Origin of the sequence: Erwinia sp. B116, from assembly GCF_002865965.1 — a bacterium.
Lineage (GTDB): Bacteria > Pseudomonadota > Gammaproteobacteria > Enterobacterales > Enterobacteriaceae > Erwinia.
On the sequence record NZ_JRZZ01000011.1, the window covers coordinates 14,938 to 26,302 of the forward strand.

The 11,365-nt window shown below is 58.3% G+C and carries 13 protein-coding genes; 5 read left to right on the top strand and 8 right to left on the bottom strand.

The window, feature by feature from the left end; translation table 11 throughout:
- Window positions 1–71 precede the first annotated feature (71 nt).
- The gene (gene thiI, locus NV64_RS10140; protein WP_101505852.1) at window positions 72–1,520 is read right to left on the bottom strand and encodes a tRNA uracil 4-sulfurtransferase ThiI; all 1,449 of its coding nucleotides are present in this window, start codon (window positions 1,518–1,520) and stop codon (window positions 72–74) included.
- Window positions 1,521–1,814: 294 nt separating this feature from the next.
- Between thiI and xseB the strand changes: the two genes are divergently transcribed.
- The 4 genes from xseB (at window position 1,815) to NV64_RS10160 (ending at window position 5,378) form a co-directional block, all read left to right on the top strand.
- Window positions 1,815–2,057, top strand: coding sequence for an exodeoxyribonuclease VII small subunit (xseB, locus tag NV64_RS10145; RefSeq protein WP_056233962.1), 243 nt, complete (start codon window positions 1,815–1,817; stop codon window positions 2,055–2,057).
- The gene (gene ispA, locus NV64_RS10150) at window positions 2,057–2,956 is read left to right on the top strand and encodes a (2E,6E)-farnesyl diphosphate synthase (RefSeq protein ID WP_056233960.1); all 900 of its coding nucleotides are present in this window, start codon (window positions 2,057–2,059) and stop codon (window positions 2,954–2,956) included. Before xseB ends, ispA begins: the two co-directional genes overlap by 1 nt.
- 18 nt (window positions 2,957–2,974) lie before the next feature.
- Complete coding sequence (gene dxs, locus NV64_RS10155) at window positions 2,975–4,840, top strand: 1-deoxy-D-xylulose-5-phosphate synthase (protein WP_056233957.1); 1,866 nt, start codon at window positions 2,975–2,977, stop codon at window positions 4,838–4,840.
- Between the two features lie 265 nt (window positions 4,841–5,105).
- Window positions 5,106–5,378, top strand: a complete 273-nt coding sequence (locus NV64_RS10160) for a hypothetical protein (protein ID WP_056233954.1) — start codon at window positions 5,106–5,108, stop codon at window positions 5,376–5,378.
- Between the two features lie 71 nt (window positions 5,379–5,449).
- On the opposite strand, the gene pgpA is transcribed toward NV64_RS10160, so the two are convergent.
- The 6 genes from pgpA to nrdR all read right to left on the bottom strand — a co-directional run bounded on the left by pgpA (window position 5,450) and on the right by nrdR (window position 9,543).
- The gene (gene pgpA, locus NV64_RS10165; protein WP_369814365.1) at window positions 5,450–5,956 is read right to left on the bottom strand and encodes a phosphatidylglycerophosphatase A; all 507 of its coding nucleotides are present in this window, start codon (window positions 5,954–5,956) and stop codon (window positions 5,450–5,452) included.
- Window positions 5,937–6,911, bottom strand: a complete 975-nt coding sequence (thiL, locus tag NV64_RS10170; RefSeq protein ID WP_056233952.1) for a thiamine-phosphate kinase — start codon at window positions 6,909–6,911, stop codon at window positions 5,937–5,939. The genes pgpA and thiL overlap by 20 nt, the downstream gene beginning before the upstream one ends.
- 53 nt (window positions 6,912–6,964) lie before the next feature.
- Complete coding sequence (nusB, locus tag NV64_RS10175; protein WP_056233950.1) at window positions 6,965–7,384, bottom strand: transcription antitermination factor NusB; 420 nt, start codon at window positions 7,382–7,384, stop codon at window positions 6,965–6,967.
- 16 nt (window positions 7,385–7,400) lie between these two features.
- Window positions 7,401–7,871: a 6,7-dimethyl-8-ribityllumazine synthase gene (gene ribE / locus NV64_RS10180; RefSeq protein ID WP_101505854.1), complete on the bottom strand. Its 471-nt coding sequence runs from the start codon at window positions 7,869–7,871 to the stop codon at window positions 7,401–7,403.
- Between the two features lie 108 nt (window positions 7,872–7,979).
- Window positions 7,980–9,089 carry a bifunctional diaminohydroxyphosphoribosylaminopyrimidine deaminase/5-amino-6-(5-phosphoribosylamino)uracil reductase RibD gene (gene ribD / locus NV64_RS10185; protein WP_101505855.1) on the bottom strand — a complete coding sequence of 370 codons (1,110 nt, stop codon included), beginning with the start codon at window positions 9,087–9,089 and terminating at the stop codon, window positions 7,980–7,982.
- A gap of 4 nt (window positions 9,090–9,093) precedes the next feature.
- Window positions 9,094–9,543, bottom strand: a complete 450-nt coding sequence (nrdR, locus tag NV64_RS10190) for a transcriptional regulator NrdR (RefSeq protein WP_056233942.1) — start codon at window positions 9,541–9,543, stop codon at window positions 9,094–9,096.
- Window positions 9,544–9,732: 189 nt separating this feature from the next.
- Here nrdR and NV64_RS10195 point away from each other — a divergent pair, with 189 nt between their 5' ends.
- Complete coding sequence (locus NV64_RS10195) at window positions 9,733–10,302, top strand: DUF3251 domain-containing protein (RefSeq protein ID WP_056233939.1); 570 nt, start codon at window positions 9,733–9,735, stop codon at window positions 10,300–10,302.
- An 89-nt stretch (window positions 10,303–10,391) separates the two neighbouring features.
- On the opposite strand, the gene secF is transcribed toward NV64_RS10195, so the two are convergent.
- Entirely contained in the window at window positions 10,392–11,360 is a 969-nt protein-coding gene (gene secF / locus NV64_RS10200) for a protein translocase subunit SecF (RefSeq protein WP_056233937.1), read from the bottom strand.
- Window positions 11,361–11,365 lie beyond the last annotated feature (5 nt).

Consider the following 11,365-nt stretch of genomic DNA (forward strand, 5'->3'; position numbering starts at 1 on the left):
CGCGTCCGGGCCTTAACTCCTCGAAGGAGTGCAGGTACGGCCCGGACACGGCATGATGCTGCGGCGGTGGTTCAGGGACGATAAATCTTAACGTTGGTAAAGCCCTGCTCATGCAGGTACAGCGCCTGCAGTTTGCTCATCACGCCACGCTCACAGTACAGCAGCCAGGTTTTACTCTGATCCAGATCGGCAAACTGGGTCGCCAGCTTGTAGAACGGCAGCGCTTTAACCTCAACACCGTCAACGCTTAACGGGCTGGCATCCTGTTCATCAGCAGAACGGATATCCAGCACCGCGTCGTTAGCCGCACAGGAAGCGACGGTTTCAACTTCCACCACCTCTTCCTGAGTCTGTTCCGCAATCTCACGGATATCAACGTTGCTGGCTTCTTCCACCACCCGGTCGAGGATGGCAAAATCGAAGTTCTGCTCTTCCGCTTCGATCTTCGACTTCACCGCTTTCACCGTCGGGCTTTTTGAGATCACGCCACAGTATTCCGGCATGGTACGGGCGAAATCTTCCGTACCGATTTCACGGGCAATCTTGATGATGTGCTCTTTATCGTGCGAGATCAGCGGACGCAGGATTAGCGTGTCGCTGGCGTTGTCGATGACGCGCAGGTTGGTCAGGGTCTGACTGGAGACCTGACCCAGCGCTTCTCCGGTGACCAGCGCCTGTACGCCGTAGCGTTCGGCCATTTTCGACGCGGCGCGCACCATCATGCGCTTCAGCACCACGCCCATCTGACCATCATCAACTTTTTCCAGAATTTCACCGACCACCGGCTCAAAGTTGATCGCCACAAAGCGTACGCGGTGCGAGCTGCCAAAGCGTTTCCACAGGTAATGGGCCACCTGACGCACGCCGATTTCGTGCGCGGCACCGCCGAGATTAAAGAAGCAGTAGTGCACGCGGCAGCCGCGGCGCATTAACATATAGCTGGATACGCCGGAGTCGAAGCCGCCAGAGATCAGCGACAGCACGTCCTCCTGGGTACCGATCGGGTAGCCGCCCAGCCCTTCGAAACGCGCGTTGACCAGCGTAAGGCGGTCATTGTCGATCTCCAGATTAACGGTCACTTCCGGTTTATCCAGCTGCACACGGGCGCTGGCAACGTGCTGATTCAGCCCGCCGCCTACATAGCGTTCAACGTCCTGCGAGCTGAATTCCTGCTTACCCCGGCGCTTCACGCGCACGCAGAATGACTTGCCTTCAATGCGTTCGCGGTTGGCTGCCAGCGTTTGCTCGAAGATGTCGTGCACATCGGTGTAGGCTCGATCTTCCACTTCGAGGATATGGTGGATCCCGGGCGTGCGGGTCAGTTGCCCGATAATCGCACCGCGCTGGCTTTCATCTTTCGCGCGAACTTCAACGTGATCCCAGTGACGGACCACGGCAAGGCTTTCATCGTAGTGTTTCAGTACGTTGCGAATGTTTCCGGTGAGGATTTTGATGAAACGCAGGCGGACGGACTGGCTTTTAATAGTAATTTCAGGGAATAACTTAATGATAAACTTCATGGCGGCACGGGTTCGTTAGGCAATTAAATGCTGAAAGGAAAAGCACTTAGTTGTAAAATCAGAGTCTTGCAATAAGGGGCTGGCCCCACTGCATCCAGGCGCGGGAGTATATCATCTTTGACCGCTGGCTGCTTATTCATCTGTCGATGAGGTAACCAGGCTGTAAAACCCTCTTTTTTCTGCACTGGCGCCCGCTTCTTAACGAAAGTTGCAGAGTATATTTTGCTAATCATTTCCAGTCGGATACCATGAGGGATTATCCGTAGATAAAATGATGATAAGTCAGGATCGATGATGCCGAAAAAAGCCGAACAGCCCGCCAGCTTTGAGAGCTCGCTGCAGCAGTTAGAGCAGATCGTCACCCGCCTTGAGAGCGGCAATCTGCCGCTGGAAGAGGCACTGAATGAGTTTGAACGCGGCGTACAGCTGGCCCGAGCCGGGCAGCAGACGCTGCAGCAGGCGGAACAGCGGGTGCAGATTTTACTGAGCGACGATAAAAACGCCGATCTGATGCCGTTTAACGCGGAAAACGAGTAATGAATTTCAACGTCCTGCTTGATGCGCACCACCAGCGCGTCAACGCTGCGCTAGAGCAGTTTATTATGGCCCTGCCGTTTCAGAGTTCTCCACTGGTTAACGCCATGGAGTACGGTGCATTATTGGGCGGTAAACGGCTGCGTCCTTTCCTGGTTTATGCCACCGGACAGATGCTGCAGGCCGACGACGCGGCACTGGATGCTCCGGCAGCCGCCGTAGAGTGCATTCATGCCTATTCGCTGATTCATGACGACCTGCCAGCGATGGATGATGACAGCCTGCGGCGTGGCCAGCCCACCTGCCATATCCGCTTCGGCGAAGATACCGCAATCCTTGCCGGTGACGCCCTGCAAACGCTGGCCTTTTCAATCCTTGCCGACACGCCGATGCCCGGCGTTGACGCTAACACACGGGTAGCGATGTTATCGGAGCTGGCCAGGGCCAGCGGCGTAGCGGGGATGTGTGGCGGGCAGGCGCTCGATCTTGCTGCTGAGGGCAGGCAGGTCGATTTAGCCGCACTTGAGAAGATCCACCGCCACAAAACCGGCGCGCTGATTCGTTCAGCCGTACGTTTAGGCGCGCTGACCGCTGGAGAACGCGGACGCGCCGCGTTGCCGCAGCTTGATCGTTACGCCGCTGCGATCGGCCTGGCCTTCCAGGTGCAGGACGATATTCTGGACGTGATTGGTGACACTGCTGTACTGGGCAAACAGCAGGGGGCCGACCAGCAGCTGGGTAAAAGCACCTACCCGGCGCTGATGGGGCTGGAAAATGCGCGGGTAAAAGCCAGGGACCTGTACCTGGAATCACTCAGCGCACTGGATGAGTTGGCCGCACACTCTTACAACACTACGCCTCTGCGAGCGCTGGCCAGCTTCGTTATTGAGCGCGATAAATAACTTCCTAATGAGTCACTGATGAGTTTTGAACCTGCAAAATACCCGACCTTAGCCCTGGCAGGCTCGGTGCAAGAATTACGTTTGCTACCGAAAGAGAGCCTCCCTGCACTCTGCGATGAGCTGCGGCAGTATCTGCTCGACAGTGTCAGCCGCTCCAGCGGTCATTTTGCCTCGGGACTCGGCGTTGTTGAACTGACCGTTGCCCTGCACTACGTGTACAACACCCCGTTTGACCAGCTGGTGTGGGACGTGGGGCACCAGGCTTACCCACATAAAATTCTGACCGGCCGCCGCGATCGTATCGGCAGCATCCGGCAAAAAAATGGCCTGCACCCGTTCCCATGGCGCGATGAGAGCGAGTATGACGTGCTCAACGTCGGCCATTCTTCAACCTCGATCAGCGCCGGGCTGGGCATGGCCGTTGCCGCCGGGAAAGAGGGCAAAGGTCGCCGCACCGCCTGTATCATCGGCGACGGCGCGATCACCGCCGGCATGGCCTTCGAAGCAATGAACCACGCCGGAGATATCAAAGCGGACCTGCTGGTGGTGCTGAACGACAATGAGATGTCGATTTCTGAGAACGTTGGCGCGCTCAACAGCCGCCTGGCTCAGCTGCTGTCAGGTAAAACCTACGCCCGCCTGCGTGAAGGCGGCAAGAAAGTACTGACCGGGCTGCCACCGATAAAAGAGCTGGTCAAACGCACCGAAGAGCATCTGAAAGGGATGGTGGTACCGGGCACGCTGTTTGAAGAGCTGGGTTTTAACTATATCGGCCCGATTGATGGTCATGACGTGCTGGCGCTGGTGCAGACGCTGCGCAATATGCGCGACCTGAAAGGCCCGCAGTTCCTGCATATCATGACCAAAAAGGGTAAAGGCTACGCGCCGGCAGAGAAAGACCCTATCAGCTGGCATGCGGTACCGAAGTTTGACGTCGCCAGCGGGCAACTGCCGAAAAGCGTTGAGGGCCTGCCGAGCTATTCGCGTATCTTTGGCGACTGGCTGAGCGAAACGGCCGCGGATGATGCGAAGCTTATGGCGGTCACGCCGGCAATGCGTGAAGGTTCAGGCATGGTCAGCTTCTCCCGCGACTACCCGCAGCAGTACTTCGACGTGGCGATCGCCGAACAGCACGCGGTGACCTTTGCCGCCGGGCTGGCGATTGGCGGCTATAAGCCGGTAGTGGCGATCTACTCGACCTTCCTGCAGCGCGCTTACGATCAGGTGATCCACGACGTAGCAATCCAGAAGCTGCCGGTGCTGTTTGCCATCGACCGCGGCGGCATCGTCGGAGCGGACGGCCAGACGCATCAGGGTGCCTTCGATCTCGCCTTCCTGCGCTGCATCCCAAATATGGTAATTATGACCCCGAGCGATGAGAACGAGTGCCGTCAGATGCTCTATACCGGCTACCATTACGGTGAGGGTCCAAGCGCGGTGCGCTACCCGCGCGGTACCGGCACCGGTGCGCCGCTGCAACCTCTGGCCGCGCTGCCGTTGGGGAAAGGCGTGGTGAAACGCCAGGGCGAAGGGCTGGCAATCCTCAATTTTGGCACCCTGTTGCCAGAGGCTGCCGCCGCCGCGGAGGCGCTGAACGCCACGCTGGTGGATATGCGCTTTGTGAAGCCGCTGGATGCGTCGCTGGTGCTGGAGCTGGCCGCCACCCATGACAATCTGGTCACTCTGGAAGAAGGCGCGATCATGGGCGGGGCCGGCAGCGGCGTTAACGAACTGCTGATGGCGAAGCGTAAAGCGGTGCCGGTGCTGAACATTGGTCTGCCCGATGAGTTTATCCCGCAGGGCACTCAGGATGAGATCCGCGCGGATTACCAGCTGGACGCTACGGGTATCCGGCAGCAAATTGCCAACTGGCTGACGCTGTAGGATAACAGGCCGGTCAACCCTCAGGCACCCGTATTCAATCGGGTGCCTGACCTTTCAATTCTTCACCCTTTCTCTCGTCTGCCTGCATTATTTCACCGGATTTATGCGATATTAAAACCGCAATCTTTTATTAGACCATGCCATCTCTAATCTTAATTGGATAATTATCTATTTACTTAATACTCCAGAATTACTGATACTTCCCCTGTATTGACGTCAATTGTTGATATATACCTTAATTGAAAATAAAGAGTAAGGGAATGACATGAAAGAGTTAACTGTCGGTGAAGTTGAGCAGGTTAGCGGCGCAAGCCTGCAAAGTGTTTTTGATGGTGCTGTGACGGGTGCGGTCAGTTATGCTCTGGCTGGCGGAGTCGGAGGGGGCGCAAGCATTCTGAACCTCGGTATCGGTCAGGCCATTGGCGTGGCATTAGGGATAATCGTTGGCGGCGTGGGCGGTGGACTGTATGGCATTACGCACACCTCTGAGCAAACTGAAACTTTTTTCAAGGGCGTCATTGAAAGCATTTTCGGATAAACCATCCTCATAGTATTAAAGGAGTCATAAAGACTCCTTTTTTACTTTAATAACCAGAACACTGGATTTAATTACAGCAGCCAGTAGTTACCAATAACGTATATAATCGCAGCCGAAATAACGCCGGCAACAATATCGTCTACCATAATTCCCATACCGCCATGAACGTTGCGGTCAAACCAGCGGATCGGCCAGGGTTTCCAGATATCCAGCACGCGGAAAATGATAAAACCTGCCAGTATCCACTGCCAGCTGCTGACCGGAATGGCGATCAGCGTGATCCACATTCCGATAAACTCATCCCAGACGATGCTGCCGTGGTCGTGTACGCCCATATCTTTTGCCGTGCGGTGGCAGAGATAAACGCCAATACAGATCCCCAGCAGGATCGCCAGCGAGTAGAGGTCTCCCGGCAGGCGGTTGAGCAGAAACCAGAACGGGATCGCCGCAATGGAACCGGCGGTGCCCGGCATCCACGGGCTAAGTCCGCTGCCAAACCCGGTGGCCAGCAGATGCCACGGGTTGCTCATCTTCAGTCGGCTTTTCGCCACATCTTTTTCACGTGCCAAAGTGATCAAATCCTTTATGAGTGAAGGAGACCGGTTGGTTGTCCTCTAACAGGACCAGACCCTCCGACTGTGGGCCGATCTGGCCGATACACGTAAACGGCACGCCAAGATAGCCCAGCGCCACGTCCAGCGCGCCACGGTTAATTTCCGGTACGGTAAAGCACAGTTCGTAATCTTCACCGCCGCTCAGTGCCCACTGCAGCGCCTGCTGTCGATCAAAGTGCTGCTGCATCACCCCTGAGAGCGGCAGCGCATCAACATTCACCCGCGCCCCACAGCCGCTGGCGTCAAGGATATGGCCGAGATCGGCAAGCAGACCGTCAGAAATATCGATCGCCGAGCTGGCCAGATCGCGCAGCGCCTGGCCCTGCAGAATACGCGGCATTGGTCGCAGATGGCGCTTAATCAGCGCCTCATGGGCCACCGGGTCGTTGATTTTGACGTGGTGCTGCAGCAGTGCCAGGCCGGCCGCGCTGTCGCCGAGGGAGCCGGTAACGAAGATCCAGTCGCCGGGTTTCGCCCCGCCCCGCTTCAGCGCGCGGCCGTGAGGGACCAGTCCATGAATACCCAGCGTCAGGCTCAATGGCCCGCGGGTGGTGTCACCGCCGATCAGCTGCATATCGTAATAATCCAGCAGCTCAAACAGGCTGTCGCTGAAGTCTTTCAGCCACGGCTCGCTGACCGACGGTAGCGTCAGCGCCAGCGTCAGCCAGGCCGGGTCAGCACCCATCGCCGCCAGATCGCTGAGGTTAACCGCCAGCGCTTTGTAGCCGAGATCGGCAGGATGAATATCACGCAGGAAGTGAACACCGGCCACCAGGGTGTCGGTGCTGATCGCCAGCGTCTGCTTTTCCGGCACGCTGAGCAGCGCGCAGTCGTCACCGATGCCTTTTTCCACATCGCGACGCGAGCTTGTTACGCGGTCAAAATAGCGCGCAATCAGTTCAAATTCGCCACAGGCCATAGTGCATTCCGGGATTTGATAAAGAAGAGGCCGGGTTAGCGGCCTCTGGAGGATTATTTGCGGTTAGGGCGGATCTGCGGAGCGGCTTTATCCAGCACGCCGTTGACAAACTTATGGCTGTCTTCAGCGCCAAACGTTTTGGCCAGCTCGATCCCTTCGTTAATCGCAACCTTGTAGGGAACGTCGGAACGCTTGCTCAGCTCAAACAGAGAGATGCGCAGAATCGCTTTCTCCACCTGGCCCAGCTCTTCCAGCTGGCGCGAGAGCCACGGTTTCATCAGGCCGTCGAGATAGGCACTGTTAGTGGCAACGCCGCCGACCAGCTCACGGAAATAAGCAATATCGACGTCTTTTACGTCCTGTTCCGCCAGAAACTGGTATTCGACATCAGCGATGTCGTTTTGGGAGATCTGCCACGAGTAGAGTGCCTGAACGGCACACTCACGGGCGCGGCGACGAGCAGCAGGTTTCACGAAATTCCCCTTAAAATCAGGCTTTGATGGCTTTCAATACGTTAATCATTTCCAGCGCGGTCAGAGCGGCTTCCGCCCCTTTGTTCCCCGCCTTGGTTCCGGCACGTTCAATGGCCTGCTCGATGTTTTCCGTCGTCAGCACGCCAAAAGTAACCGGGATATCGCTGTTCATTGCGACGCTGGCCAGACCGGAGCTGGCTTCGCCCGCCACGTACTCGAAGTGGGCTGTACCGCCACGGATCACCGTGCCCAGCGCCACGATCGCATCGTGTTTACCGGCGTTAGCCAGCGCACGTGCGGTCAGTGGCAGTTCATAGGCGCCCGGCACCCACACCACGGTGATGTTCTCATCTTTCACCTGGCCGATACGCTTCAGCGCATCGATGGCACCAGACAGCAGGCTGTCGTTGATGAAGTTGTTGAAACGCGCAATCACCAGGGCAACGCGCGCGTCAGGAGTCGCAACAGCAGCTTCGATAACGTTCATAATCTTCCTTTCAGGGTTCTGTTTGGCCCCGCAGGGGGGCGGATTCTATCACACTCTTTAGCGGTCTGCTTGTAATTGCGCAAACCTTGCGCCGGTCAGCCTCGGGGCTCAGGCATAACGCGGCGTCAGCGTCAGGCGCAGGTCCGGCCCCACCTGACGCACGTCACTAAAATCAAAGCCGGGGGCATCGGCCAGCTGGTCCAGACCCGGCAGATGGCACAGGCCACGCCCGGCATCACCGAGTAGTTTCGGCGCAAGGTAGACGATCAGTTCATCCACCACGCCAGCCTGCAGCAGCGCACCGGCAAACTGCGCCCCCGCTTCGACCCACAGGCTGTTAATCTGTTTTTTCCCCAGCAGCATCATCATCACCACCAGATCCAGCCGCTGATGATGCAGCGGCACGGTGAACTGGGTGACGTTGTCCGGCCACGCCTGCGCGTCGCTCTGCGCCCGCGCCAGCCACACGTCGCCGGATTGTGCAACGAGCCGGTGCTGCGGCGTGACGCGATTCTGGCTGTCGACGATAATCCGCAGCGGCTGGCGCAGCAGATCCTGGGGATAGACGGCGCGGCTGGCAGCGTCGAGTTCGTCGTAGCGCACCGTCAGCGCCGGATCGTCCGCCAGCACCGTGGCGCTGGTACTGAGAATAGCCGACGCCTGCGCGCGCAGGCGCTGCACGTCGCGTCGCGCCTCGGGCGAGGTGATCCACTGGCTTTCGCCGCTGGCCATTGCGGTGCGGCCATCAAGCGAGGCCCCCAGCTTCAGCTGTACCCAGGGGAAACCGGTACGCATCCGCTTCAGGAAGCCGCGATTCAACGCTTCGGCCTCCGCCATCATCAGCCCGTGGCTGACCTCAATCCCCGCCTGCTGCAGCCGGTAGAGCCCACGCCCGGCAACCTGCGGGTTGGGGTCCTGCATCGCCGCCACCACCCGGCTAACGCCGGCAGCAACCAGCGCATCACAGCAGGGCGGGGTACGCCCGTGATGGCTGCAGGGCTCCAGCGTCACGTAGGCGGTAGCGCCGCGCGCTTTTTCACCCGCCATTCTCAGCGCGTGGACCTCCGCATGAGGCTCCCCGGCGCGCAGATGATAACCTTCGCCGACGATCTCACCATTGCGCACGATCACACAACCGACGTTGGGGTTAGGCGTGGTGGTGAAACGTCCGCGGCGCGCCAGTTCCAGCGCCCGCGCCATGTAATGTTCATCTTGCATGCCGTTAATCCTGTAAGCGGGCGATCTCTTCGCCAAATTCGCGGATATCTTCAAAGCTGCGGTAGACCGAGGCGAAACGAATATAGGCGACCTTATCCAGTTTCTTCAGCTCATCCATCACCAGGCCGCCGATCTGCTTGCTGGCCACTTCCCGTTCCCCGGTGGCGCGCAGCTGGCTTTTAATATGGCTGAGCGCCGTCTCTACCGCATCGGAATTGACCGGCCGCTTCTCCAGCGCTTTCATCAGGCCGCTGCGCAGTTTGTCCTCGTTGAAGGGTTCACGCACGTCATTGCTCTTCACCACCCGCGGCATCACCAGCTCTGCCACCTCAAAGGTGGTAAAGCGCTCGTGGCAGACCAGGCACTGACGGCGGCGGCGTACCGACGTCCCTTCGCCAACCAGACGGGAGTCGATCACTTTAGTATCCACGGCGGAACAGAATGGGCAATACATGACGCGTCCTGAGATTGCTGGAAATTAAGCGTTAGTGTACCGCGATCGCGACGCTCTGCCAAAGCCGCGCCGCTAAAACCGTCACTGTTTATACACGGCGGCGCTGAAAAGAAGAGTTTAGCCGACAGGCGCTTAGCGTCGGTTTGCTCTAAGATAGAGGCAGACGTCTCCAGCACAAGGAAATGAACAATGACAACAGCTTATCTGCGGCTCTCGCTTCTCGCCTCGCTGCTGGCCCTGGCCGGTTGCGCCAGTAAGCCCGCACCGTCGCAGCTGCGCGAACTGCACCGTGAAGTGGGTAAACTCAGCCAGCAAATGCGCCAGCTGACCGATCAGGCCACCGCGCTGGAACAGCAGGGTCAGTTAAACGGCGGTTCTGCGCAAGGGGCGTGGCTGCTGCCGGCCGCCGCCACCGGCGTGATACTGAAGAGCCAGGCGGGTGAGCTGCAGCTGTCGCTGGGCCAGGTGGAAGCCGCGGCCAGCGGCAGTCGGGCGGTACTGCACATTCACAGCAAGGGTAATGCGCCGCTGCCGGCCTTCACCGCCAGCGTCGAGTGGGGTGAACTGGACGCTACCACCGGTAAACCTTTAACCGTGGACAGCCAGACGCAACAAATCGCGGTGCACGCCGCGCTGCTGCCGCGTAGCGAAGCCAGCATTCCCCTGCCGCTGAACAACCTGACGCCGCAGCAGCTCGGCTACGTTCGGGTGCATCAGGTGCTGCTGACCGATTCCGCACCGGGCGGCAACGCGCCCTGACCCTTACCCGGCGGCGCAGTGGGCTGCCGCATTAGTCACAAAAAAAGGGCCACTCGCTTGAGTGGCCCTTCTTCGTTACCGGGTTAGCATCACGGCAGGATTGAAGGCTGGTCTGCGCCCTCTTTCTCTACTTTCTGCTGGATCATATGTTCACGCTTCATGCCCAGCTTCAGCGCCAGGGCCGAAGAGACGTAAATCGATGAAATGGTACCGATGATGATACCGATCAGCATGGTCAGAGAGAAGCCCTGCAGCAGCGCGCCGCCGAACACGAACAGGATCAGCACCATCGCCAGGGTGGTACCCGAGGTGATGATGGTACGGCTCAGCGTCTGGGTCAGCGACACGTTGGTGATATCGTAAGAGGATCCGCGACGAATTTTACGGAAGTTCTCACGAATACGGTCTGACACCACGATCTTATCGTTCAGCGAGTAGCCGATCACCGACATCAGCGAGGCGACGATGGTCAGGTCAATCTCGATATGGAACAGCGAGAGCAGACCCATGGTGATGATCACGTCGTGCGCCAGCGCCAGCACCGTACCCAGCGCCAGGCGCCATTCGAAGCGGAAACCGATGTAAATCAGAATAGCGATCAGCGCCGAGAGCAGCGCCATGCCGCCCGCCGTTGCCAGGTCGCTACCCACGCTCGGGCCGACGAATTCGATACGCTTCACGGTGGCGTTCTGCTGGGTGGCCTCGTTGATGATGCCCACCACTTTCGTGCCCAGCCCGTCATTCGCATTACCCTCGTGCGGCGACATCCGCACCAGCACATCGCGGCTGCTGCCAAAGTTCTGCACCTGAGGTTCTGCGAAGCCCGCTTTCTCCAGGCTGCCACGCATCAGATCCAGATCGACGGCTTTCTCCAGGTTGATTTCAATCACCGTACCGCCGGTGAAATCCAGACCCCAGTTAAAGCCGCGCACGCCGATGATCGCCGCAGAGATGATAATCAACAGTGCGGAGATGGTGAACGCCAGCTTATCCCAGCGCATAAAGTCGATGACTTTACGCCCGTGATTCATTTGTTCAACACTATGTTCCTGTGCCACAACGC

Bases quoted from the DNA above. Each gene is read 5' to 3' on its own strand.
- thiI (WP_101505852.1), bottom strand. From the start codon at position 1,520: ATGAAGTTTATCATTAAGTTATTCCCTGAAATTACTATTAAAAGCCAG.
- xseB (WP_056233962.1), top strand. From the start codon at position 1,815: ATGCCGAAAAAAGCCGAACAGCCCGCCAGCTTTGAGAGCTCGCTGCAG.
- ispA (WP_056233960.1), top strand. From the start codon at position 2,057: ATGAATTTCAACGTCCTGCTTGATGCGCACCACCAGCGCGTCAACGCT.
- dxs (WP_056233957.1), top strand. From the start codon at position 2,975: ATGAGTTTTGAACCTGCAAAATACCCGACCTTAGCCCTGGCAGGCTCG.
- NV64_RS10160 (WP_056233954.1), top strand. From the start codon at position 5,106: ATGAAAGAGTTAACTGTCGGTGAAGTTGAGCAGGTTAGCGGCGCAAGC.
- thiL (WP_056233952.1), bottom strand. From the start codon at position 6,911: ATGGCCTGTGGCGAATTTGAACTGATTGCGCGCTATTTTGACCGCGTA.
- ribE (WP_101505854.1), bottom strand. From the start codon at position 7,871: ATGAACGTTATCGAAGCTGCTGTTGCGACTCCTGACGCGCGCGTTGCC.
- ribD (WP_101505855.1), bottom strand. From the start codon at position 9,089: ATGCAAGATGAACATTACATGGCGCGGGCGCTGGAACTGGCGCGCCGC.
- nrdR (WP_056233942.1), bottom strand. From the start codon at position 9,543: ATGTATTGCCCATTCTGTTCCGCCGTGGATACTAAAGTGATCGACTCC.
- NV64_RS10195 (WP_056233939.1), top strand. From the start codon at position 9,733: ATGACAACAGCTTATCTGCGGCTCTCGCTTCTCGCCTCGCTGCTGGCC.